We start from the raw sequence: 22,478 nt of genomic DNA, 5'->3' as shown, positions 1-22,478 counted from the left end.
GCCGTCAGACCAGCTTCACGAGCGGGTTCAACCCGCGGGATGCGGCCGCTGCGCCGTGCAGTCCGGCCACCTCGAGCCAGTTCCCGAGCATCCGGTAGCCGCCCTCGGTGAGCACGGACTCCGGGTGGAACTGCACGCCGTAGATCGGCGCATCCCGGTGCTGCAGCGCCATGATCACGCCACCGGCCGTGCGGGCCGTGATGACCAGGTCGTCCGGCACGGTGCCGTCGACGACGGCGAGGGAGTGGTATCTCGTGGCCGTGAACGGCTGGCCAACGCCGTCGAAGAACGCGTTGTCGTCGTGGCTGACCTCGGAGGTCTTGCCGTGCATGAGTTCTTCGGCGTTGGTGACGACGCCGCCGAACGCCTCCGCGATGGCCTGATGACCGAGGCAGACGCCCAGGAGCGGCATCCCGGTCTGCAGGGCCTGCTTGACGACGGGGATGGAGACACCCGCGTCGACCGGCTTGCCGGGGCCGGGCGAGACCAGCACCGCGTCGTACTCCGCGAGACGCGCGGGCAGGTCGGCCTCGGCGATGTCGTCGTTGCGCACCACCTCCGTCTCGGCACCCAGCTCCTGAAGGTAGCCGTTGAGGGTGTAGACGAAGCTGTCGTAGTTGTCGATGACGAGTACGCGGGTCACGGCCCCACGGTACCTTCCTGCGGGCCCAAGAGCGAATCCACCCAGGGGAACACCCAGGTCACCAGAGCGGCCAGCACGGCCACGACCAGCACGATCAGAATCAGGATGCGCACCCACACCGGTCCGGGCAGGATGCGCCACAGTGCTCCGTACATCGTCACCCTCCGTTGGCCGCGACGGCGGCCGCGATCTCGCTCGGCACCTGCTGCATCGGCGTGTAGTCCTGGAACACCGTGTACGCGATCAGTCGCTCTCCTGCGTGGAACGGCGGATTGCAGGTGGTGATGGTCATCAGACGGTCGATCGGCGTCGCATCCGGCTGCCGTGGCACGGGCAGGATCACCCCGACGGCGGTCGGCTGGACGTATTCGAAGTTGCGGAACGTGTACGTGTACCAGCCGTCTTTGGTCTGCACGTAGATGCGGTCGCCGATGTGCAGCTTGGACAGGTCGATGAAGGTGTTGCCCCATCCACTGTCGTGCCCGGCGACGGCGAAGTTGCCGACCGCTCCCGGCATCGCCGTGCCCTTGTAGTGACCGACCCCCGCGTCGTAGCTGTTGAGCACGCGCTCGGTGTCGACCGTCTCGCGGATCGTGCGCTTCCAGTCCGCGCCGAGACGCGGGATGTAGATGACGGCGAACGGTTGATAGTCGGCCGGTTCCGCGGACACCGGCGGTGGCGCAGGCTTCGTGGGGTCGGCATCCGGGGTGGGGGTGGGGCTGGGCGTCGGCGACTTGGCTGCGTCATCGAGCCACTTCTGGCTCTGCTGCTGCGCGGCGCTGGTCTGCTGACCGGCGAGCACCAGACTGTTCCACCAGATCTGCCAGCCGAGGAAGAGCAGCACGAGCACGCCGGCCGTGATCAGGAGCTCGCCGAGCACCCCGAAGAACGTGACCTTATGGCGCGGGCGGCGCCGACGGACCCGAGTGGAGGGCGCGGCAGAGGCCTGCGGCGCGTTCGGGTCGGTCATATGCATGATTCTAGGGAGTTTGGCTGTGTAATGCCCCCGCAGATCCTTCGGAGTCTCCCCAGGGTCCGCGCAGCGAACGACTGCGGATCCGCACAGCCTCTCCCGCTACACTATGGAGCTATGGCACGCACCAAGTCGAAAACCAAGCCCGAGCGCACTGTCGCCCAGTCGGGCGAGGACGCCCCCAACCCTGTCTGGTTCAAGCCGGTGATGTTCGGCTTCATGCTTCTCGGGCTGGTGTGGATCATCGTCTTCTACGTGAGCCAGAACCAGTACCCGATCCCCGCACTCGGCGCCTGGAACATCCTCGTCGGCTTCGGCATCGCCTTCATCGGCTTCCTCATGACCACCCGCTGGCGCTGAGCCGGCTTCATATACTCCACCCGGGATCGGCAGCAGCCGGTCCCGGGTTTTTTCATGCCGTTCCCGCCATGCTCCTGAGGGTTATCCACAGGTGTCCTCCACAGTGAGGACAATCACACGGGTGTGGTTCTCCCCAGTGTTAATAAGCCTGTGGAGAGTTACACGCGTGTAATTATCCCCATTGTTAATAAGCCTGTGGATAACTTATCCACGAACTGGGGAGGAACTACAGGAAGTGGATCAGGCTCAGCCCGACCAGGAGCACGCAGAGCACGATCAGCAGCGGAAGCTGCCAGCGGCGACGAACCACGGTGCGCGTCTCTGTGTAGATCAGCCCGACCAGCGCGCCGCCGACGAGACCGCCCACGTGAGCCTGCCAGGCGATCCCGAACTGCGGGATGAACCCGATCACCAGGTTGATGCCCACCAGCACGAGGAGCTGCGTGGCGTTTCCGCCGAGCCGCCGCTGGATGACGAAGAAGGCGCCGAGCATCCCGAAGATGGCACCGGAGGCGCCGACCACCGGCTGCAAGGGATTCGCGATGAGCAGGACGCCCACCGAACCCGCGAACCCGCTGATGAGGAACAGCGCGGCGAACCGCGCCCTGCCGAGCAACGGCTCCAGCATCATGCCGAAGATCCACAGCGTGTACATGTTCAACGCGATGTGCAGGATGCTGGCGTGCGCGAACACGGTGGTGAGCATCCGCCACGGCTCGAAGGCGATCGGCGTCGAGTAGACGCCCGCGTACTGGATCGCCTGCGTGACGGTCGAGCCGATCAACGGAAGCTGCTGCAGGATGAAGACGAGGACACACAGCGCGATGATCGCGTAGGTGATCGCGGGCGCGCCTCTGCCCGTCAGCCTCGTCACCATGGGCGACTTGGTACGCGGAGCCGTGGCGCGCTGCTGCGCCATGCATTCCGGGCAGATCACTCCGACAGCAGCCGGCGTCTGGCATTCAGGGCAGATCGTGCGCCCGCACCGCTGGCAGAGCACATAGCTCTGCCTGTCCGGGTGCCGGTAACAATAGGTCGCCCTCGCGTCGACGGGCTGAGACATCGTTCGACCCGCCCTCGCCGCTGCTAGACCTGCTCGACGGTGACCGACTCGATGACGACGTCGTCGAGCGGCCGGTCGCGTGCATCCGTGGGCAGCTCGGCGAGCTTGTCGACGACCTTGCGGGACGCCTCGTCTTCGACAGCGCCGAAGATGGAGTGCTTGCCCTGCAGCCACGTGGTGGGCGCGACCGTGATGAAGAACTGCGAGCCGTTGGTGCCGTGGCCGCCCTGGATGCCGGCGTTGGCCATCGCGAGGATGTACGGCTGCGTGAAGTCGAGTTCGGGGCTGATCTCGTCGTCGAACTGGTAGCCCGGTCCGCCGACGCCCTGACCGAGCGGGTCGCCGCCCTGGATCATGAAGCCGGGGATGATGCGGTGGAAGACAACGCCGTCGTACAGCGGGTCGGTGCTCTTGGCGCCCGTGGAGGGGTGCGTCCACTCGATTTCACCGGTCGCCAGGCCGACGAAGTTCCTGACCGTCTTCGGAGCGTGATTGCCGAAGAGGTTGACCTTGATGTCCCCGTAGTTAGTGTGGAGGGTGGCGACAGCGGTGTGCTTAGACATGGCACCAATTCTTGCACAGGGGTTCTAGGCTCTCGGGCCATCCACAGGCCTTTAGGTGGCAAGATGGAGTGAGTTCGCTACACGACGCAATGGAGGTCCAGATGAACCTGACACGGAAGCGGAAGAAGGAACTCGAGCGCTTGCGCAGTAGCGCCGAAGAGCTGTGGGGTCAGCAGCAGGACGTGCTGGCCAATGCCAACGCGATCGCCGCCGAGGCCCGCAAGCAGGCTGCCTACTACACACGCGAGGAACTCGCTCCGCGCGTGCGCGATGGGTACGACCAGTACGTGCGCCCTGCCACGCAGTCCGCCGGCCGGGTCGCCGGTGCCGCGCGCGATCGGCTGGTGGGCGATGTCATCCCCGCCGTCGGCACGGTGGTCGGTACGGCCATGTCCGTGGTCGACCACGCTCGGGATGCACGCGCACGAGCCTTCATCGGCGAGGTCAAGAAGGCAGGAAAGGACGTGTCGAAGAAGGCCAAGGCTGCCACCGACTCGTCCGGCCCCGGTGCCGGAACGGTGATCGCGGTCGGTCTCGGCATCATCGCCGCCGTCGGCCTGCTCTACGCCGTGTGGCAGACCTTCCGCGCCGACGACGAGCTCTGGGTGGCCGACGAGGAGCCCACGGCTCCCGTCGCCGAGTAGCGACGACTTCGAAAGGGGTGGTGCCACAGGGCGCCACCCCTTTTCGCGTTCCCGCTGCACGTCGCGGCAGCGGGTGCAGGCATCAGGGTCGATTGGGGGGATTCCCCGATGGTCCGTTCCGTGAACGCCGCTCAGACTTGATTCATGAACACTCTTTATCGCCCCACCTCCGGCCGTGTCATCGGCGGGGTGTGCGCCGGCCTGGCCCAGCGGTTCGGCTGGAGCGCGACCACGGTGCGCGTCCTGTTCCTGCTGTCCTGTCTGCTGCCCGGCCCGCAGTTCATCGCGTACATCGCGATGTGGATCGTCATCCCGTCCGAGGAGCCCAGACGCGCTTAGCGTTGCGCGCGCCTAGCGTTGCGCGCGCCTAGCGTTGCGCGCGCCTAGCATTACGCCAAGCTAGGCCAGTCCGGCCATCCCGAGCGCGACGTTGACGAGTTCGACCCTGCGCGACGGGATGCTGTGCAACGGGAACCAGCGCGCCTCGTCCGTGGTCCCGTCGAGCTCGTTCGCGAGCGTCCCGCCGACAATGGATGCACGGTAGACGATCCGGAGCGCGTGCAACGGGCCGGCGTCCTCCGCGAACCGCTGCTCGGCCGGCACGATGTGCGAGTCGATCCCGAGAAGGTCTCCGGCGACCGCCTCGTAACCGGTCTCCTCCGCGATCTCGCGGACCACCGCATCCACAGGGTCTTCGCCGGGGTCGATACCCCCACCGGGGAGCGTCCAGCCGGACCGGCCGCCCTCGTTCCAGTGCGCGAGCAGGATCCGGTCGTTGTCGACGATGACACCGTAGGCCGCAACCCGAATATCCATGCCGCCACCATACTGCGCTTGTCGGTCGCACGCGGCACACTGGAGGTGTGCCTGAACTCCCAGAAGTCACGGCTCTCGCGGCCGATCTCGATGCGCGCCTTCGCGGCCGCGTCATCGACACGCTCAGCATCGTCGCCTTCGCCGCGCTGAAGACGTTCGATCCCCCTGTCACGGCCGTTCGCGGCACGACGATCGGCGGAGTCACGCGGCACGGCAAGTTCCTGGACATCGCCGCCGGCGACCTGCACATCGTCATCCACCTGGCCAGGGCCGGCTGGATCCGCTGGCGGGATGCGCCACCCCCTCCGCCGACCGGTCGCCCCAGTAAGGGTCCTCTGGCCGCCCGGCTGGTGCTGGACGACGGGTCCGGACTCGATATCACTGAGGCCGGCACCAAGAAGAGCCTGTCCATCTCCGTCGTGCACGCCGCCTCCGATGTGCCAGGCGTCGCCCGTCTCGGTCCCGACCCTCTCGCGCCGGAGTTCACCGAGGAGGCGTTCGCGCGCATCCTGGCCGACGCCGGGAGGGCGCAGATCAAGGGGGTGCTGCGCAACCAATCGATCATCGCCGGCATCGGCAACGCATACTCGGACGAGATCCTGCACACCGCGCGCATGTCGCCGTTCAAACCAGCGTCGATGTCGCCGGAGGAGGTCACGCGGCTCTACTCGGCCATGCAGACGACGCTCCGGGATGCGCTGGCTCGCGCCGACGGACTGGCCGCCTCCGAGCTCAAGGGCGAGAAGAAGCTCGGGATGCAGGTCCACGGGCGCACAGGCCAGCCCTGCCCGATCTGCGGCGACACTGTGCGGCAGGTCATCTTCGCCGACTCCACACTGCAGTACTGCCCCACCTGTCAGACCGGCGGCAAGCCGCTCGCCGACCGCGTGCTGTCCCGGCTGCTCAAATAGTGCGCGCCGGCGGCCCGCTCAGCAGTCGCAGCTGATCGCTCCCACTGCGATGGGCGCCGTGAGCTCATCGGTCGCCCGTTCGATGGGCCCGCCGTCGTCCTCGATGCCGAGGCCTTCCCGCGCCCAGTACTCGAATCCGCCGATCATCTCCTTCACGGGGTAGCCGAGCAGGCTGAACTGCAGCGCGGCCCTCGTCGACCCATTGCAGCCCGGCCCCCAGCAGTACACGACCACGGGCGTTCCCTCGGGGATCAGTCCACCCGCGCGCTCCGCGATCCGGGCGGTGGGGAGATGGACCGCTCCCGGAATGCGCGCCTGCGCCCAGGCGGCGTCGCCGCGGGAGTCGACGAGCACGAACCGCTCCCCCGCATCCTGTGCCGCCTTGACGTCGGACGGGTCGGTCTCGAAGTCGAGCTTCGCGGCGAAATGGCGGGCTGCCTCTGCGGCTGTGATGGTCATGACCACAGATTAGGGATGAGCGGAGCCGGTTTGAAGAGACGATCCGCGGCATTCGACGCGTGGAGCCGTGGATCTGCTGACAGAATCGCCCCATGACCGCGAATTCCCCATACGTGACCGATTCCGTCGACGACACCCTGCTCGCCGAGCTGCAGCGCGACGGCCGCCAGTCCATCGCCGAACTGGCACGACGGGTCCACATGTCGAACTCCGCGGTCGCCGAGCGGGTGCGGCGCCTCGAAGAGTCCGGGGTGATCGGCGGCTATCGCGCCGTCATCGACCCCGAGCGGCTGGGATACTCCATCCTGGCGTTCCTGCGCCTGCGCTACCCCAGCAGTGTCTACACGCCGCTGCACGACCTGCTCGCGCAGACGCCCGAAGTCGTGGAGGCGCACCATGTCACCGGAGACGACTGCTTCATCCTGAAAGTGGTGGCGACGTCGATGCGTCACCTGGAACAGGTCAGCGGCAGGATCGGAACGCTGGGCAGCGTCACCACGAGCGTGTCATACTCCAGCCCGTTCCCGACGAGGGCGATCGTGCCGCCTCGCAGCTAGCCGCGGGCCGGCCGAAGAAGGATTCCTCGCCAACCGCGGGGATTCGAAATGTGGAGCCTAGGAGATTCGAACTCCTGACATCCTGCTTGCAAAGCAGGCGCTCTACCAACTGAGCTAAGGCCCCGGAGGGGCTGTGATCCCGTGAGAACTTCGTCTCACGGGACACAGTGGTGGGGATACGAGGACTTGAACCTCGGACCTCTTCGTTATCAGCGAAGCGCTCTAACCGCCTGAGCTATATCCCCGATTGGGCAGATTAGAGACTACCTGATCTGCCCGGCCAATGCGAAATCGGCGAGGTGCCGAACCGCATCGGACGGCCGTGCTAGTTGTTCGTGAAGCCGACGAGCAGGCCGCCGGTGATCTTCACAGAGAGGTTGTACAGGAGGGCGAAGACAGCGCCGAGCGCGGTGATCACGATGATGTCGAGGATCCCGACGACGAGCGAGAAGCCCATCACCTGGCCGAGGCCGAGGATCGACTTGAGGTCGCTTCCACCGGCGCCGGAGATGTCTTTGAAGAGGCTGTTCACCTGGTCGAAGATCCCGGTGCGGTCGAGGACCGTCCAGACGAGGAAGGTTCCGACGATCGCGATGATCGCCAGGCAGATTCCTGCGAGGAAGGACAGTTTCACGGTCGACCAGAAGTCGATGTACACCAGCTTGAGACGTACCTGCTTGGCGGACACGGGTCTCCGGGATGACTTCTTGGCGAGCTTTTCGGCAACACTACTGCTCATCTACGGTTTCTTCCTTCCCGACGTCCCCAGATTCTTCGTCATCTTCCTGAGAATCCAGGTTGCGTTCGGTGTTTTTGGCCAGAGCGATGATCTTGTCGGACTCGGCGAAACGTGCAAACACGACACCCATGGTGTCTCGGCCCTTGGCGGGTACCTCGGCCACGGAGGAGCGTACCACCTTGCCGCTGGCAAGAACCACAAGGACCTCGTCGTCGTCATCCACGATCAGCGCGCCGACCAGGTCACCCCTGTCGTCGCTCAGTTTCGCAACCTTGATGCCCAGACCGCCGCGGTTCTGCAGACGGTACTGGTCGGCGGCGGTGCGCTTCGCGTAACCGCCCTCCGTCACCACGAACACGTAGCCGTCGTCGGAGACCACCGAAGCGTCGAGCAGTTTGTCCTCGCCGCGGAAGTGCATTCCGATCACGCCGGAGGTCGAACGGCCCATCGGGCGCAGCGCCTCGTCGGAGGCGGTGAACCTGATCGACATGCCCTTGCGGGAGACGAGCAGCAGGTCGGAGTCCTCCTCGACCAGCAGCGCGGAGACGAGTTCGTCCTCTTCGCGGAGCTTGATCGCGATGATGCCGCCCGAGCGGTTCGTGTCGTACTCGCTGAGCGCCGTCTTCTTGATGAGGCCGTCGCGGGTGGCGAGCACGAGGTACTTGGCCGCCTCGTAGTCGGGAATGTCGAGGATCTCGGCGATCTCCTCGTCCGGCTGCATGGCGAGCAGGTTGGCGACGTGCTGGCCCTTGGCGTCACGGCCGGCCTCCTGCAACTCGTACGCCTTGGCGCGGTAGACGCGGCCCTTGGTCGAGAAGAACAGCAGCCAGTGGTGCGTGGTGGTGACGAAGAAGTGGTCGACCACGTCCTCACCGCGCAACTGGGCGCCCTTGACACCCTTGCCGCCGCGGTGCTGGCTGCGGTAGTTGTCGCTGCGGGTGCGCTTGATGTATCCGCCACGGGTGACCGTGACCACCATCTCCTCTTCGGGGATGAGGTCTTCCATGCTCATGTCGCCGTCGAAGCCGAACATGATCTCCGTGCGGCGGTCGTCGCCGAAGCGGTCCACGATCTCGGTCAGCTCTTCGCTGACGATCGTGCGCTGACGAACAGGGTCGGCCAGGATCGCCTGGAATTCGGCGATCTCGCGCTCGATCTGGTCGTGCTCGTCGATGATCTTCTGACGTTCCAGCGCCGCCAGGCGGCGCAGCTGCATCGCGAGGATGGCATCCGCCTGGATGTCGTCGACGTCGAGCAGATCCTTCAGACCGGTGCGGGCGTCGTCGACCGTGGCCGACCGGCGGATGAGCGCGATGACCTCGTCGAGCGCATCCAGTGCCTTGAGGTATCCGCGCAGGATGTGCGCGCGCTCCTCCGCCTTGCGCAGACGGTAACGGGTGCGCCGGACGATGACCTCGATCTGGTGGTCGACCCACGCGGTGATGAAGCCGTCGAGTGCCAGCGTGCGCGGAACGTTGTCCACGATCGCGAGCATGTTCGCGCCGAAGTTCTCCTGCAGCTGTGTGTGCTTGTACAGGTTGTTCAGCACGACCTTGGCGACCGCGTCACGCTTCAGAACGATCACGAGGCGCTGGCCGGTGCGACCGGAGGTCTCGTCACGGATGTCGGCGATGCCGCCGATCTTGCCGTCCTTGACCAGATCGGCGATCTTGATCGCGAGGTTGTCCGGGTTGACCTGATACGGCAGCTCGGTGACCACCAAGCAGATGCGGCCCTGGATCTCCTCGATCGCCACGACGGCGCGCATCGTGATCGAGCCTCGGCCGGTGCGGTAGGTGTCCTGGATGCCCTTGACGCCCAGGATCTGCGCACCGGTCGGGAAGTCCGGTCCCTTGATGCGCCTGATCAGCTCTTCGAGGAGCTCCTCACGCGGTGCATCCGGGTTGGCCAGGTACCACAGGGCTCCATCGGCGACCTCGCGCAGGTTGTGCGGTGGGATGTTCGTGGCCATGCCGACCGCGATGCCGACAGAACCGTTGACCAGCAGGTTCGGGAAGCGAGCGGGGAGGACGGCCGGCTCCTGGGTGCGACCGTCGTAGTTGTCCTGGAAGTCGACGGTCTCCTCGTCGATGTCGCGGACCATCTCCATGGCGAGCGGGGCCATCTTGGTCTCGGTGTATCGCGGGGCGGCGGCGCCGTCGTTGCCCGGAGAGCCGAAGTTGCCCTGGCCGAGTGCGAGCGGGTAGCGCAGGCTCCACGGCTGGACGAGACGCACGAGCGCGTCGTAGATCGCCGAGTCGCCGTGCGGGTGGAACTGACCCATTACGTCGCCGACCACGCGGGCGCACTTCGAGAACGCCTTGTCCGGACGGTATCCGCCGTCGAACATCGCGTAGATCACACGGCGGTGCACGGGCTTGAGTCCGTCACGCACCTCCGGCAGCGCGCGCCCGATGATGACGCTCATGGCGTAGTCGAGGTAGGAGCGCTGCATCTCCGACTGCAGATCGACCTGGTCGATCCTGCCGTGGATGCCGAAACCCGCTCCGGCGGTGTCGTCGGTCACGATGTCGTCTCCGGGGGTGCCTTCGGTGTTGTCAGATGTCAAGGAAACGCACGTCCTTCGCGTTCTTCTGGATGAAATTACGGCGCGACTCGACGTCTTCGCCCATCAGCGTGGCGAAGATCTCGTCGGCCGCAGCGGCGTCGTCGAGGGTGACCTGCAGCAGCGTGCGGGTCTCCGGGCTCATCGTGGTCTCCCAGAGTTCCTTGTAGTCCATCTCGCCGAGACCCTTGTAGCGCTGCACGCCGTTGTCCTTCGGGATGCGCTTGCCTGCCGCGATCCCCTCGGCCATGAACGCATCGCGCTCACGGTCGGAGTAGACGTACTCGTGCTCGGCATTGGTCCACTTGAGCCGGTAGAGCGGCGGCTGCGCGAGATACACGTAGCCGAGCTCGATCAGCGGACGCATGTAGCGGAAGAGCAGCGTGAGCAGCAACGTGGTGATGTGCTGACCGTCGACGTCGGCATCCGCCATCAAAACGATCTTGTGGTAGCGCGCCTTCTCCGGGTTGAAGTCCTCGCCGATTCCGGCGCCGAACGCCGTGATCATGGCCTGCACCTCGTTGTTGGCGAGGGCGCGATCAAGTCGTGCCTTCTCGACGTTGAGGATCTTGCCACGGAGCGGAAGGATCGCCTGAGTCTCCGGGTTGCGGCCCTGCACGGCGGAACCGCCGGCCGAGTCGCCCTCCACGATGAAGATCTCGGAGATGGACGGGTCTTTCGACTGGCAGTCCTTGAGCTTGCCTGGCATCCCGCCGCCCTCGAGCAGCCCCTTGCGGCGGGCGGTCTCTCGCGCCTTGCGCGCGGCGAGCCTGGCCGTCGCGGCTTGCAGAGCCTTGCGGATGATCTCCTTGGCCTGGTTCGGGTTGCGGTCGAACCAGTCGCCGAGCTGATCGCCGACGACCTTCTGCACGAACGCCTTGGCCTCGGTGTTTCCGAGCTTGGTCTTGGTCTGGCCCTCGAACTGCGGCTCGGACAGTTTCACCGAGATGACGGCGGTGAGACCCTCGCGCACATCGTCGCCGGAGAGGTTGTCGTCCTTCTCCTTCAGGATGTTCTTCTCGCGCGCATACTTGTTGACCAAGGTGGTCAGTGCGGCGCGGAAGCCTTCCTCGTGCGTTCCACCCTCGTGGGTGTTGATGGTGTTCGCGTAGGTGAAGACGCTCTCGTTGTAACCCGTCGTCCACTGCATCGCGACCTCGAGCGCGATCTTGCGCTCGGTGTCCTCCGACTCGAACGCGATGATCTCGTCGTGGACGACCTCGGCCTTCTTGGCCGAGTTGAGGTAGTGGACGTAGTCGATCAGACCCTGCTCATAGAGGAAGACTTCGAAGCGCGGCTCGGTCTGGTCCTCATCCAGACGCTCGTCCGTCAGTGCGATGCGGAGGCCCTTGTTGAGGAACGCCATCTGCTGGAATCGGGTGCGGAGCGTGTCGTAGTCGAAGACGACCGTCTCGAACGTGTCGGGACTCGGCCAGAACGTGATGGTGGTTCCGGTCGCGTCGGTCTCCTCGCCCATCTCGAGCGGAGCCTCCGGAACACCGTGGCGGTAGCTCTGACGGTAGACGTTGCCCTGCCTGCTGACCTCCACGTCGAGGCGGCTGGAAAGCGCGTTGACCACGGAGCTGCCGACGCCGTGCAGACCACCGGAGACCGCATATCCGCCGCCGCCGAACTTTCCGCCGGCGTGCAGGATCGTGAGGACGACCTCGACGGTGGACTTGCCCTCCACCGGGTGGATGTCGACAGGGATGCCACGACCGTTGTCGATGACGCGGACGCCGCCGTCGGCGAGGATCGTCACATCGATGTTGTCGGCGTGGCCGGCGAGAGCTTCATCGACGGAGTTGTCGACAATCTCCTGCACAAGGTGGTGGAGGCCGCGAGGGCCGGTCGAACCGATGTACATTCCGGGTCGTTTGCGTACGGCTTCGAGACCCTCGAGGACCTGGATCTCATTCGCGCCGTAGTCGTGTTCCGCCTCGGCCTTGTTCGGTTCCATCGTCATATGAAATTAGGCTCCTGACCGCACTCAGTAGTGACCTATTCATTCTACCAAGCACGAGGTGCCTAGATGGGCGAAAACGCTCGTCTGACGCGTTGTTTTCCATCGATTGACCTCTTTTGTGCACTCAACCGTAAGTATCGCGCGGGCCACGCCCTGGAATCGACCTGGGGCCTCTTTTCCAGGAGGGGGCGTCTGGGCCTTGAAAACGGATTGACTGGATGTCCGCGTCCGGGAACCGGTCCGCAATTCTCGCCAGCAGGTCGGAACGCATGATCCTGAGCTGGGTCGCCCATGCCGTCGACTCGCACCGCACGGTCAGCACCCCTTCGGTGATGCCTTCGGGGACGGCATGCTTCGCGGTCTCCTCCCCGGCCAGTTCGAGCCAGCCGGAGAGCAGATCCGACTGCGCGAGCGACGACGTCCAGCCGAGCTGGACAGCGAGCGCGTCGACCACGTCACCCAGACCGCGCGGATCGCGTCCCTTCCCGAACGGCTGGCTCTCCGACGGGTCGGCGTCCTTCTTCTTGACCCTGCGGCTGCGGGTGGTCGGCGCTCCTCCGAAGAGTTCGCGCATCCGGAGATAGGTGGCGGAGGCGTCGCTGAGCGGGGCGGCCTCGAACGGGGCGCGTGCATCGGTCATGCTTCCACTTCTCCGTCCTGGTCCTCATCCACCACAGCACCTGCTTCGATCCGCACGGTGTGCGCAGTCAGTTCTCCTGGCACGTCATCGAACACGGCCGCGGTGATCAGCACCTGCTCGTAACCCCCTACGGCGGTTGCAAGCATCCTACGCCGCGCCTGGTCCAGCTCGGCGAACACGTCATCGAGGATGAGCACGGGATCGCCGGTGTTCGACTCCCTCCGCAGCAGCTCGGCGGATGCGAGTTTCAGCGCGAGCGCGAACGACCACGATTCGCCATGGCTGGCGTACCCCTTCGCCGGCAGGCCGTTCAGCTCGAAGAGCACGTCGTCGCGGTGCGGCCCGATCAGCGTCTGGCCCCGGTCGAGCTCCTTACGGCGAACGACGGCGAGGGCCTGACGTAAGGCATCGGACGTCGAAACACCGGATGAGTCGGTTACGGGATCGGCGGAGTCCGCGTCGTCCGCATCCTCGACGTCGGCCCCGCGGATCGTCAGCAGCGGGAGCAACCTGGGATGGTGGTCGTCGCCGGCCACCGAGCGATAGGCGTTGGTGAGCGGATCGGTGAGTCGAGCGATCAGGTCGAGCCGCGCATCCACCAGTTCGGCGCCGAGCGCGACGAGTCGTTCGTCCCAGATCTCAAGCGTGCCGAGCTGGTTCTCTTTGACACCGGACGCTCTGGCCGACTTGAGCAGGGTGTTCCGCTGCTTGAGCACCCGCTCGTAGTCGGACAGCACGCCGGAAAAGCGCGGATTCCGCTGCACGAGCAACTGGTCGATGAAACGACGCCGGATGCTCGGCTCGCCCCGCACGAGGGCGAGGTCTTCCGGCGCGAACAGCACGCTGGAGAAGTAGCGCGGAAGCTCGCGGGTCTTGATCGCCGACCGGTTGACCTGCGCCCGGTTGGCTGTGCCGCGGTTCAGCTGCAACTCCACCAGCAGCTCACGACCGTCGTGCTGGATACGGGTGCGCACGATGGCGGACTCCGCATCCTTCCTGATCATGGCCTGGTCACTCGACACCCGATGCGACCCGAGGGTGCTCAGGTAGCCGAGTGACTCGACCAGGTTCGTCTTGCCCTGGCCGTTACGGCCGACGAAGAGGTTCGCGCCGGCCGCAAGCGGCACCTCCGCGGTGCGGTAATTGCGGAAGTCGGTCAGGGAAAGATGTGTAACTCTCAAAGAGGGTTAGTCCACGGCCTTCACGGCGTGACCGCCGAACTGGTTGCGCAGGGCAGCCACGGCCTTCATCGCAGGAGAGTCCTCCTGGCGGGAGACGAAGCGCGCGAAGATCGACGCGCTGATCGTGGGAACCGGAACCGCATTGGCGAGCGCTTCCTCCACGGTCCAGCGACCCTCGCCGGAATCCTGCACGTAGCCTTCGATGTGCTCGAACTCCGGGTCCTGCTCCAGCGCGCGCACCAGCAGGTCGAGCAGCCAGGAGCGGACGACCGTTCCGCGCTGCCAGGCTTTGAAAGTGCCCGTGACGTCTTTGACGATGTCTTTGCGGGTGTCGAGGAGTTCATACCCCTCGGCGTATGCCTGCATGAGCGCGTATTCGATGCCGTTGTGGACCATCTTGGCGTAGTGGCCAGCGCCGACCTCGCCCACGTGGACGAACCCTTCGTCGCGCGGACCCTCCGGACGCAGCGCGTCGAAGACCGGCATAACGCGCTCGACCTGAGCCTTGCTACCACCGACCATGAGGCCGTAACCGTTGTCGAGGCCCCAGACGCCTCCGGAGACACCTGCATCCATGAAGTCGACACCCTTGGGCGCGAGCTGCTCGGAGTGTTTGAAGTCCTCGGTGAAGCGGGAGTTCCCTCCGTCGATCACGAGGTCGCCCTTCTCGAGCAGCGGCTCGAGGTCGGTGATGACCGCGTCGGTGATCTTTCCGGCGGGGACCATGACCCACACGGTGCGCGGAGCGGGCAGCGCGGCGACGAGATCGGCGAGGGTGGCGACATCCGAGACCTCGGGGTTCGTGTCGTAGCCGGTCACCTCGATGCCGTTCTTCTCGAGGCGGGCGCGCATGTTGTTGCCCATTTTTCCGAGACCGATGAGGCCGATGTGCATGATTGTCCTTCTTCTCTGTTCGAGCGGACGGGTGTTACCTGAGCAGCAGGTTGGGCTGCAGGAGGTACTTGTAGTTGTCCGCGCCTGCCTGGTCCTTCGATGTCTGGCTCGTGATCAGCACAGGACCGGGCTTGTTGGGGTTTTCGGTCTTGGTGAAGGAGATGCGCACGAATTCCGAGTGCACGGCACCGAGACCATCGAGCAGGAACTGCGGCTTCAACGAAACCACCGTCTCCTGGCCAGTGAGGAGAGCGTCGATGCTCTCGGATGCTTGGGCCTGCTCCGAGCCGATGGCCTCGAGGGTGAGACCCTCTGCGGAGAAGGAGTACCGAAGGGCCGCCTCGCGCTCGAGAACGAGGGCGACGCGCCTCGTCGCCTCGATGAGCTCGGCGGTGTTGACGACCGCGTAGTTGTCGACCTGCTCAGGGAAGAGCCGGCGCACGGGCGGAAGTTGCCCTTGATGAGCAGCGACGTGACGGTCTTCTTGTCGGCGGTGAAGGCGATGAGCTCGCGATCGTCACGGTTCGTGATCGACACGGCGATGGTACCGCTGTGCCCGAGGGTCTTGCCGATCTCGGTGAGGGTTCGGGCAGGGACGAGGGCGGTCACGGGCTCACCGGACGTGGTGCCGTTGTCCCAGTTGATCTCCCGGACGGCAACGCGGTAGCGGTCAGTGGCGACGAGACCGAGGGTGTTGTCGCCGACCTCGAGCTGAACGCCGGTGATGACGGGGGTCACATCGTCTCTGGATGCTGCGACGCCCACCTGGGCGACAGCTTCGGCGAAGTCTTCGGCAGGAACGAGTCCTGCCTGCCCGCTGACCTGCGGAATGCTCGGATATTCCTCGACGGGCATGGAAAGCAGGGTGAAGTTGGCCGACCCGGCCCTGACGACGATCTTCGTGTCCTCCGTGGAGAACTGCACGGGAGCGTTCGGAAGCTTGGCGGCAATTTCGGCCAGGAGGCGCCCGGAGACGAGAACACGTCCCGGTTCTTCGACCTCTGCGGCGATCTCGGTCTGTGCGGAGACTTCGTAGTCGAACGAGGAGAGCTGTAGTCCAGTCTCGGTCGTCTCGATCAGTACACCACTCAGGATGGGGAGCGTCGTCCTCTGGGGAAGGAGTTTGACTGCGAAGGAGACGGCTTCACTGAATACATCCCGGTTGGCTTGGAACTTCACGAAGTCACCTCTGTCGTCGGCGGGAAATGGATCGTGACAAATCCTAGCGCTTGCCCCTGGCGCGAGAAATTGTGATTCGAGCGATCGGGGTTCAGGTTGTCGGCCTCCCAATTCAGAAGACTTAATGATTAATGGTGTTAACCGCTGTGGAAACTGTGGATAACTCTGTCGATGCCAGTCAACCACTGGGAACTACACGTTTGTGACTTGTTGATGACCTGGGGAATCCTGTTGTTTACAGGGGAACCGGCCTGTGTCGGAATAGGCCGCAATTCACAGGCATCCATGATTCGTCCCCATTAACGCTCCACCTTTAGGACTCTTCTCCACAAGTTATCCACAGGTGTTAATAATCGACTGTCCCCACTCTGGGGACAGATTTGTGGATAACTCGACCGATCGGATATGTCGGCGACCGCGTGTCGCGGGCGCGCCGGAGGGTAGGGGCGTGCATCCGGTGGGTGGTTCCGGTGCATCCGGTGGCGCGAGTTCCGCGGCTCCGGAGCCGCAGGGCGGCTACTTGCTGTAGCGGTGGTTCTGCTTGATGCGGCTGGTGAGCTCTGTGACCTGGTTGTAGATCGAGCGACGCTCTTTCATGAGCTCGCTGATCTTCTTGTTGGCGTACATCACCGTGGTGTGGTCGCGGTTGCCGAACAGCTGGCCGATCTTGGGCAGTGAGAGGTTCGTGAGTTCGCGGCAGAGGTACATCGCGATCTGGCGCGCGGTCGCGACGGCCTGCGAACGGCTCGAGCCGTAGAGGTCGTCGACGGTGAGCTTGAAGTAGTCGGCCGTGTTCGTGATGATGTCGGTCGGCGCGATGACGTTGTCGTCATCGAGCGTGATGAGGTCTTTGAGGACCGTCTGCACGAGAGGCATGTCGACCGGGGTGCGGTTCAGGCTCGCGAACGCGGTGACGCGGATGAGTGTGCCCTCGAGCTCGCGGATGTTGCTGGAAACCTTTGACGCCATGAACTCGAGGATGTCGTCGGGAACCTGGATCTTCTCGCTCTGTGCCTTCTTGCGGAGGATCGCGATGCGCGTCTCGAGGTCGGGGACCTGGACGTCGGTGATGAGGCCCCACTCGAACCGCGAACGCATGCGGTCTTCGAAGCCGGTGAGCAGCTTCGGCGGCAGGTCGCTGGTGATGACCACCTGCTTGTTGTGGTCGTGCAGTGTGTTGAAGGTGTGGAAGAACGCTTCCTGGGTCTCGACCGCTCGCTGCAGGAACTGGATGTCGTCGATCAGCAGGATGTCGATGTTGCGGTAGCGGGCCTGGAACGACGAGCCGCGGTTGTTCGCGATCGAGTTGATGAAGTCGTTGGTGAACTCCTCACTACTGACGTAGCGCACCCGGATGCCCGGATAGAGACTCATCGCGTAGTGCCCGATGGCGTGGAGGAGGTGGGTCTTGCCGAGCCCGGAGTCTCCGTAGATGAAGAGCGGGTTGTAAGCCTTGGCCGGTGCTTCGGCGACGGCGACCGCTGCAGCGTGCGCGAACCGGTTGGACTGGCCGATGACGAAGTTGTCGAAGCTGTACTTGGGGTTGAGGCGCGTGTCGTTGTTGCGCGCGGGCGCCGTGATCTCGGCCGGTGGTGTGAGCATTGCCGGCGCCTCGATGTATGCGGCATCGGCGGGCTCTCGAGGGCCGGCCATCGTCTCTTCCTGGATGTCCGGGTTGACGACGATCGCGAAGGTGTTCACAGCAAGTGACTCGTCCAGGCCGCCGATCGCGTTCAGGAGGGGCACGCGGCTGCGCTGCTCGATCATCCCGCGGGTGAATTCGTTGGGGACTTCGAGATAGAAGGTGCCGGCCATGATGCCCTTGGGCTCGACCAGGCTGAGGAATCCGTGCAGCTGGGGCGTGATGCGGTCGTCCGACTCCAATGAGTCGAGCACGTTCTGCCATGCCGCAGAAATGGACTCTTCGCCGCCTGCCATCGTTCCCCGTATTCGTCTCGTGTGGATGCCGTCAACCGATGAATCGCAGTCGACTCCATCGTTGACGTTGACATCGGGTCGGTTGCGCGTGCGCCGCCGTCAGGTATTCACAGGGTTATCCACCGCTGTGTGTCCAATACCGTAGCGATCTCCGGCCGATTTTGGGATGGGCTGGGGATAACTTTGGTCCTCACGGTAACTTGTCCACAGGTTGTGGATCAAATTCGTTTGCGGGCATACGGCGGCGCGTCGCTCCTCAGGTTCCTCCCATTCCTGTGCATAATCATTGGATTTGTCTCGTCTGGTTTGACCTCGTCCGTCCTAGGTCGTAGTTTTAATCAGTTGACTTCAGCCGTTTTGGCTGCCCAAAAACTTTTCACGGCCTCCCCGTGCTGGATCTTGCATCAGCACCGGCCTGTTAAGAGACCACACGGAGATAGAGATATGAGCAAGAGAACCTTCCAGCCGAACAACCGCAAGCGTGCGAAGACCCACGGTTTCCGCCTGCGTATGCGCACCCGTGCGGGCCGCGCGATCCTCGCCGCACGTCGCGGCAAGGGCCGCACGAAGCTCTCGGCCTAGCCTTCACCGGTGCTCGCCAAAGCCAATCGCATCACGCGGGGGGCGGACTACAAGGCGACTGTGCGCCGCGGCGCTCGCTTCACCGGAGCGAACACCGTGACGTACATCCGTCCTGGTCCGAACCCGGATGTGGTGCGATTCGGCTTTATCGCGGGCAAGACCGTCGGTGTCGCTGTGAAGCGAAACCTGGTGCGTCGAAGGTTGAAGGCAGTGGCTCACGAGCTGCTCCCTCAGCTGTCACCGGGAACCGACGTCGTGATCAGGGCATTGCCAGCGTCCGCTCATGCGGAGTGGGCTACCCTGCACGAAGAGATCTCCGCAGCAATCAGCCGATTCACCAGTAGAGGCAACGTCCGTCGATGAACACCGCATTCACTGCAGTGCTCCTTGTTCCGCGGAACTGTGCCGTTTTGCTGCTTCGTGCGTATCGCGCGGTCATTTCACCTTTGTATGGAGACGTCTGCCGGTACTACCCGTCCTGCTCCGCTTACGCGCTGCAGGCCATCCAAGAGCACGGACTCGCAATCGGGACTGTGCTCGGTGTTCGCCGAATCGCCCGTTGCCACCCGTGGGCTGCGGGTGGGGTCGATGATGTCCCCCTTAAGAAGAAGCGTCGCTACCGGGTGACTCCGTTCGGTTTCGTCGTCGCCACAAGCCAGGGAAAGGCCTAGCAACCACATGGACATCATCGGAACGATTCTGTGGCCCATTAAAAATGGGTCGTGGAGCTCATCCTCGTTGCGTTCCACTGGCTGTTCTCGCAGATCGGGCTCGACCCGGCCGCGGGCATCACCTGGGTCCTGTCGATCGTCGGTCTGACCGTGGTCGTGCGTGCCGCCCTCATCCCGATCTTCGTCCGCCAGATCAAGAATCAGCGCCGGATGCTCGAGATCGCGCCGCAGCTGAAGAAGATCCAGGAGAAGTACAAGGGCAAGAAGGATCAGTTCTCGCGTGAGGCCATGTCCCGCGAGACCATGGAGCTCTACAAGAAGACCGGCACGAACCCACTGAGTTCCTGCCTTCCGCTTCTGCTCCAGATGCCGGTGTTCTTCAGCCTCTTCCAGGTGCTGAACGGAGCACAGGGCGGGCACGCGGGCGTCGGCCCACTGAATTCCGAGCTCGCCCAGCAGTTCGGCGGCGCGACGTTGTTCGGCGTGGCCCCGCTGCACCAGAGCTTCCAAGGCGCGATGAACGCCCACCCGCAGCAGGTGGCCGTGATGGTGATCGCTGCCGTGATGGTCGTGCTCATGACGGGTTCGCAGTTCCTCACGCAGCTGCAGATCGTTTCCAAGAACATGTCGCCGGAGACCAAGGCGAGCCCCCAGTTCAAGCAGCAGCGCATCCTGTTGTACCTCCTCCCCTTCGTCTTCCTCTTCTCTGGTTTCGCCTTCCCCCTCGGCGTCATGTTCTACTGGCTCACCTCGAACCTCTGGACCATGGGCCAGCAGTTCCTCGTCATCCGTAACATGCCGACCCCGGGCTCCGACGCCGCGAAGGCGCGTGAGGCCCGCCTTGCTCGCAAGGGCAAGCTCGTTCAGGAAGACGGCGTCGTCGTGCTGACTGTCGAAGAGGACACGAAGAAGACCACCACTCAGCGCGTTCAGCCTGTGAGCAAGAACCGCGCTAAGAAGCAGGCCGGAAAGTAGTAGGGATTCCAGAATGACCGATGTGCAGCAGTCCGATTCCGTCGTTGAGCCAGTGACCCCGGAAGACGCCTCCCCCGCCTCAGTGACAGTGTCTGATGTCGCGTTCGTGGAGACGTCGGAGTCGACGTCCACGTCCACGTCGACCGAGTCGGGCGCGTCAGAGGGTCGCGAGTACGCGGAGCCGACGGCCGATCAGCTCGATCAGGAAGGCGACATCGCCGCCGACTACATCGAAGAGCTCCTCGACATCGCGGACATCGACGGCGACATCGACATCGATGCGCGCAACGGTCGCTCGTACATTTCGGTCAACGCGGACGAGAACGCGAACCTTCGCCTGCTCTCGAAGCCGGACACCGTCACTGCTCTCCAGGAGCTGACCCGCCTCGCCGTCCAGAACAAGACGGGCGCCTTCTCGCGCTTGATTCTGGACATCGCCGGCTCGCGGGACGCCCGCCAGGCGGAGTTGGCCACGCTCGTCGACCACGCGATCTCCCGCATCGAGGAAGGCTCCGCGCAGGCTGCCCTCCCAGCGATGTCGTCCTACGAGCGCAAGCTGGTCCACGACATCGTGTCGGAGCGCGGCTTCGTCTCGAACTCGCAAGGCGAAGGTCGCGACCGCCACACCGTCATCACCAAGGCATAGTTTCACGTGGAACGTTGGGTGTGTGTCGAGTGACTGACGGCCTCGAGGCTGAGCCGGCCGCCGCCGCAACCCTCTTCGGAGCGCAGCTCGCCGTGGCTCGGCAGTTCACCTCGAACCTCGCGTCGCAAGGCGAGGAGCGCGGTCTCATCGGGCCGCTCGAACTCCCCCGCCTCTGGTCGCGCCATATCTTGAACAGTGCGATCGTCGCTCCCCTGCTTCGTCCGGGGCGCGTCGGCGATATCGGGAGCGGCGCGGGACTTCCTGGTCTGGTGCTGGCGATCGCACGCCCGGATGTCACCTTCGTGCTGATCGAGCCGATGGAGCGCCGTGTCGCGTGGCTGAACGAGCAGGTCGCAGAGCTCGGGCTCACGAACGTGGAAGTGGTCCGCGCACGCGCCGAGGACGTACGACTGGAGGAGCCGCTCGACCAGGTCACCGCTCGCGCGGTCAGCGCCTTCCGGAAGCTTCTCCCCCTCACCGCTCCCCTGCTTCGTGATGGCGGCGAGCTTGTCCTCATGAAGGGCGCAGGCGCGCAGATCGAGGTGGAGGCCGCGTCGAAAGAGATTCGCAAGTACAAAGTGCACCAAATCGAGGTTGTGACGCTTGGCCAGGACGTCCTGGACGAGGTGACGAGGGTAATCCGCGCGTCTGTGCGGTAGCCTGACGCGCTTAGGATCGTTCCTGTGGCGCTGAAACGATGCGCTTTCGGGTGTTTATGCCCTGAGTTTAGGAGCATTGTTGCTTCTTGGACCTGTCTTATTGGTCTTTGGTGAGACTTGATCGGCGGCCTGCTGGCGTGGGCGCCTGTCTGGGCTGTCGCGAGTCGCTCACGGCTCAGATGAATTGGCTAGGTCGAAGTTGGTCGGCGCTGGTGGGGAACGTAGTTTCACGTGAAACTAGCCGGCACGGGAGACTGCCTGGGGTACGCCACTTGCAGGGAGGGCCCCTTCCCGGCGAGGTGCCGCTGCCTGGGCGTGCGCGGTCACCGGCCATGTTCTTGTGAGTTGCCTATCGGCACTCCCGGCACTGCTGTCGGTGACCACTGGCGCTGCTGTCGGTGACCGCTGGTCGTGCTGTTGATACCCGCTGGTTGTCTCCGTCTCCCGCGGTACGTGCTGGTTGCACTGTCGGCATTCTCTTCGCGCGGGGTATCGATGGGGTGCAGCCCTCGGTCCTAACCGTCACTGCGAGGCTTCTGACGTACCACCACAACAGTTCGCGACGACCCAAGTATGATGCCCCTCGCAGACTTCCTCACGCTGCGACCGCAAACCTGTCGCAGGGGTAGTCCACTCCCCCGGCGACTGTGGGCCCAGAGCCCTTGATCGCATTGGTACGCGTGCGTCGGCCGCCGCGAGTTGCAATGGTTTCACGTGAAACGCAGTCAACCTGAAGACAAGGATTCGAGGCGCTGGGTGAGTTGCCGACCCTGGGCACTCCATGTCTCCAAGAGTTGAGCTGGCCCAGGGGTATGGGTGCCGGATACTACACGCGAGAACTTCGCGTGATCTG

At 64.4% G+C, this 22,478-nt stretch carries 24 protein-coding genes, 2 tRNA genes and 2 pseudogenes; 11 read left to right on the top strand and 17 right to left on the bottom strand.

Annotated features, from left to right (window positions below; translation table 11 throughout):
- Nucleotides 1-4 precede the first annotated feature (4 nt).
- From AC37TH_RS04080 to AC37TH_RS04070, 3 genes are read right to left on the bottom strand one after another with little or no spacing between them, the layout of a single operon-like run.
- A complete protein-coding gene (locus AC37TH_RS04080) occupies nucleotides 5-643 on the bottom strand; it encodes an anthranilate synthase component II (RefSeq protein ID WP_490763067.1) in 639 nt (212 codons plus the stop codon).
- Complete coding sequence (locus tag AC37TH_RS04075) at nucleotides 640-798, bottom strand: hypothetical protein (protein ID WP_490763066.1); 159 nt, start codon at nucleotides 796-798, stop codon at nucleotides 640-642. Before AC37TH_RS04075 ends, AC37TH_RS04080 begins: the two co-directional genes overlap by 4 nt.
- A gap of 2 nt (nucleotides 799-800) precedes the next feature.
- Nucleotides 801-1,613: a class E sortase gene (locus tag AC37TH_RS04070; protein ID WP_490763065.1), complete on the bottom strand. Its 813-nt coding sequence runs from the start codon at nucleotides 1,611-1,613 to the stop codon at nucleotides 801-803.
- Between the two features lie 120 nt (nucleotides 1,614-1,733).
- Between AC37TH_RS04070 and AC37TH_RS04065 the strand changes: the two genes are divergently transcribed.
- Nucleotides 1,734-1,976 (top strand): cell division protein CrgA, encoded by a 243-nt coding sequence (locus AC37TH_RS04065; RefSeq protein ID WP_490763064.1) that lies wholly within the window; start codon nucleotides 1,734-1,736, stop codon nucleotides 1,974-1,976.
- Between the two features lie 226 nt (nucleotides 1,977-2,202).
- Here AC37TH_RS04065 and AC37TH_RS04060 read toward each other — a convergent pair whose 3' ends face one another.
- Nucleotides 2,203-2,853 (bottom strand): rhomboid family intramembrane serine protease, encoded by a 651-nt coding sequence (locus tag AC37TH_RS04060; RefSeq protein ID WP_490763063.1) that lies wholly within the window; start codon nucleotides 2,851-2,853, stop codon nucleotides 2,203-2,205.
- A 209-nt stretch (nucleotides 2,854-3,062) separates the two neighbouring features.
- On the bottom strand, nucleotides 3,063-3,602 hold the full coding sequence (locus AC37TH_RS04055; protein ID WP_490763062.1) for a peptidylprolyl isomerase: 540 nt from the start codon (nucleotides 3,600-3,602) through the stop codon (nucleotides 3,063-3,065).
- 101 nt (nucleotides 3,603-3,703) lie between these two features.
- On the opposite strand from AC37TH_RS04055, the gene AC37TH_RS04050 reads away from it, so the two are divergent.
- Together AC37TH_RS04050 and AC37TH_RS04045 are read left to right on the top strand one after the other, a co-directional pair.
- On the top strand, nucleotides 3,704-4,246 hold the full coding sequence (locus tag AC37TH_RS04050; RefSeq protein WP_490763061.1) for a hypothetical protein: 543 nt from the start codon (nucleotides 3,704-3,706) through the stop codon (nucleotides 4,244-4,246).
- A gap of 144 nt (nucleotides 4,247-4,390) precedes the next feature.
- Entirely contained in the window at nucleotides 4,391-4,585 is a 195-nt protein-coding gene (locus AC37TH_RS04045; RefSeq protein WP_490763060.1) for a PspC domain-containing protein, read from the top strand.
- 60 nt (nucleotides 4,586-4,645) lie between these two features.
- Here the strand turns inward: AC37TH_RS04045 and AC37TH_RS04040 are convergent, their stop codons facing one another.
- Complete coding sequence (locus AC37TH_RS04040) at nucleotides 4,646-5,062, bottom strand: NUDIX hydrolase (RefSeq protein ID WP_490763059.1); 417 nt, start codon at nucleotides 5,060-5,062, stop codon at nucleotides 4,646-4,648.
- Between the two features lie 47 nt (nucleotides 5,063-5,109).
- Between AC37TH_RS04040 and AC37TH_RS04035 the strand changes: the two genes are divergently transcribed.
- Nucleotides 5,110-5,973, top strand: a complete 864-nt coding sequence (locus AC37TH_RS04035) for an Fpg/Nei family DNA glycosylase (RefSeq protein WP_490763058.1) — start codon at nucleotides 5,110-5,112, stop codon at nucleotides 5,971-5,973.
- 18 nt (nucleotides 5,974-5,991) lie between these two features.
- On the opposite strand, the gene AC37TH_RS04030 is transcribed toward AC37TH_RS04035, so the two are convergent.
- The gene (locus AC37TH_RS04030; RefSeq protein WP_490763057.1) at nucleotides 5,992-6,432 is read right to left on the bottom strand and encodes a rhodanese-like domain-containing protein; all 441 of its coding nucleotides are present in this window, start codon (nucleotides 6,430-6,432) and stop codon (nucleotides 5,992-5,994) included.
- A 92-nt stretch (nucleotides 6,433-6,524) separates the two neighbouring features.
- On the opposite strand from AC37TH_RS04030, the gene AC37TH_RS04025 reads away from it, so the two are divergent.
- Nucleotides 6,525-6,989, top strand: a complete 465-nt coding sequence (locus AC37TH_RS04025; RefSeq protein WP_490763056.1) for an Lrp/AsnC family transcriptional regulator — start codon at nucleotides 6,525-6,527, stop codon at nucleotides 6,987-6,989.
- A 51-nt stretch (nucleotides 6,990-7,040) separates the two neighbouring features.
- On the opposite strand, the gene AC37TH_RS04020 is transcribed toward AC37TH_RS04025, so the two are convergent.
- The 10 genes and pseudogenes from AC37TH_RS04020 to dnaA form a co-directional block, all read right to left on the bottom strand.
- Nucleotides 7,041-7,113, bottom strand: a tRNA-Ala gene (locus AC37TH_RS04020).
- Between the two features lie 44 nt (nucleotides 7,114-7,157).
- Nucleotides 7,158-7,234 (bottom strand) — tRNA-Ile (locus AC37TH_RS04015).
- A gap of 80 nt (nucleotides 7,235-7,314) precedes the next feature.
- Nucleotides 7,315-7,728, bottom strand: a complete 414-nt coding sequence (locus AC37TH_RS04010) for a DUF3566 domain-containing protein (RefSeq protein WP_402853152.1) — start codon at nucleotides 7,726-7,728, stop codon at nucleotides 7,315-7,317.
- Nucleotides 7,718-10,255 carry a DNA gyrase subunit A gene (gene gyrA / locus AC37TH_RS04005; RefSeq protein WP_490763851.1) on the bottom strand — a complete coding sequence of 846 codons (2,538 nt, stop codon included), beginning with the start codon at nucleotides 10,253-10,255 and terminating at the stop codon, nucleotides 7,718-7,720. Before gyrA ends, AC37TH_RS04010 begins: the two co-directional genes overlap by 11 nt.
- Before the next feature lie 31 nt (nucleotides 10,256-10,286).
- Nucleotides 10,287-12,260 (bottom strand): DNA topoisomerase (ATP-hydrolyzing) subunit B, encoded by a 1,974-nt coding sequence (gyrB, locus tag AC37TH_RS04000; RefSeq protein WP_490763055.1) that lies wholly within the window; start codon nucleotides 12,258-12,260, stop codon nucleotides 10,287-10,289.
- 124 nt (nucleotides 12,261-12,384) lie between these two features.
- Nucleotides 12,385-12,900 carry a DciA family protein gene (locus tag AC37TH_RS03995; RefSeq protein WP_490763054.1) on the bottom strand — a complete coding sequence of 172 codons (516 nt, stop codon included), beginning with the start codon at nucleotides 12,898-12,900 and terminating at the stop codon, nucleotides 12,385-12,387.
- Entirely contained in the window at nucleotides 12,897-14,081 is a 1,185-nt protein-coding gene (recF, locus tag AC37TH_RS03990) for a DNA replication/repair protein RecF (RefSeq protein ID WP_490763053.1), read from the bottom strand. Before recF ends, AC37TH_RS03995 begins: the two co-directional genes overlap by 4 nt.
- Nucleotides 14,082-14,087: 6 nt before the next feature.
- Nucleotides 14,088-14,975: a phosphogluconate dehydrogenase (NAD(+)-dependent, decarboxylating) gene (gene gnd, locus AC37TH_RS03985; RefSeq protein ID WP_490763052.1), complete on the bottom strand. Its 888-nt coding sequence runs from the start codon at nucleotides 14,973-14,975 to the stop codon at nucleotides 14,088-14,090.
- 34 nt (nucleotides 14,976-15,009) lie between these two features.
- Nucleotides 15,010-16,154, bottom strand: a pseudogene (gene dnaN, locus AC37TH_RS03980) (DNA polymerase III subunit beta).
- Nucleotides 16,155-16,670: 516 nt separating this feature from the next.
- Nucleotides 16,671-18,092: a chromosomal replication initiator protein DnaA gene (gene dnaA, locus AC37TH_RS03975; RefSeq protein WP_490763051.1), complete on the bottom strand. Its 1,422-nt coding sequence runs from the start codon at nucleotides 18,090-18,092 to the stop codon at nucleotides 16,671-16,673.
- Between the two features lie 444 nt (nucleotides 18,093-18,536).
- On the opposite strand from dnaA, the gene rpmH reads away from it, so the two are divergent.
- The 6 genes and pseudogenes from rpmH to rsmG all read left to right on the top strand — a co-directional run bounded on the left by rpmH (nucleotide 18,537) and on the right by rsmG (nucleotide 21,625).
- Nucleotides 18,537-18,674 (top strand): 50S ribosomal protein L34, encoded by a 138-nt coding sequence (gene rpmH / locus AC37TH_RS03970; RefSeq protein WP_223693057.1) that lies wholly within the window; start codon nucleotides 18,537-18,539, stop codon nucleotides 18,672-18,674.
- Between the two features lie 9 nt (nucleotides 18,675-18,683).
- On the top strand, nucleotides 18,684-19,037 hold the full coding sequence (gene rnpA, locus AC37TH_RS03965; protein WP_490763050.1) for a ribonuclease P protein component: 354 nt from the start codon (nucleotides 18,684-18,686) through the stop codon (nucleotides 19,035-19,037).
- Entirely contained in the window at nucleotides 19,034-19,345 is a 312-nt protein-coding gene (yidD, locus tag AC37TH_RS03960; protein WP_490763049.1) for a membrane protein insertion efficiency factor YidD, read from the top strand. Before rnpA ends, yidD begins: the two co-directional genes overlap by 4 nt.
- 7 nt (nucleotides 19,346-19,352) lie before the next feature.
- Nucleotides 19,353-20,320: pseudogene (gene yidC / locus AC37TH_RS03955) on the top strand (membrane protein insertase YidC).
- A gap of 13 nt (nucleotides 20,321-20,333) precedes the next feature.
- Entirely contained in the window at nucleotides 20,334-20,966 is a 633-nt protein-coding gene (locus AC37TH_RS03950) for a Jag family protein (RefSeq protein WP_490763048.1), read from the top strand.
- A gap of 29 nt (nucleotides 20,967-20,995) precedes the next feature.
- The gene (rsmG, locus tag AC37TH_RS03945; protein WP_490763047.1) at nucleotides 20,996-21,625 is read left to right on the top strand and encodes a 16S rRNA (guanine(527)-N(7))-methyltransferase RsmG; all 630 of its coding nucleotides are present in this window, start codon (nucleotides 20,996-20,998) and stop codon (nucleotides 21,623-21,625) included.
- Nucleotides 21,626-22,478: the final 853 nt, after the last annotated feature.

Source organism: Leifsonia sp. McL0627 (assembly GCF_058244615.1).
This window is presented reverse-complemented; position numbering and strand designations above follow the sequence as displayed.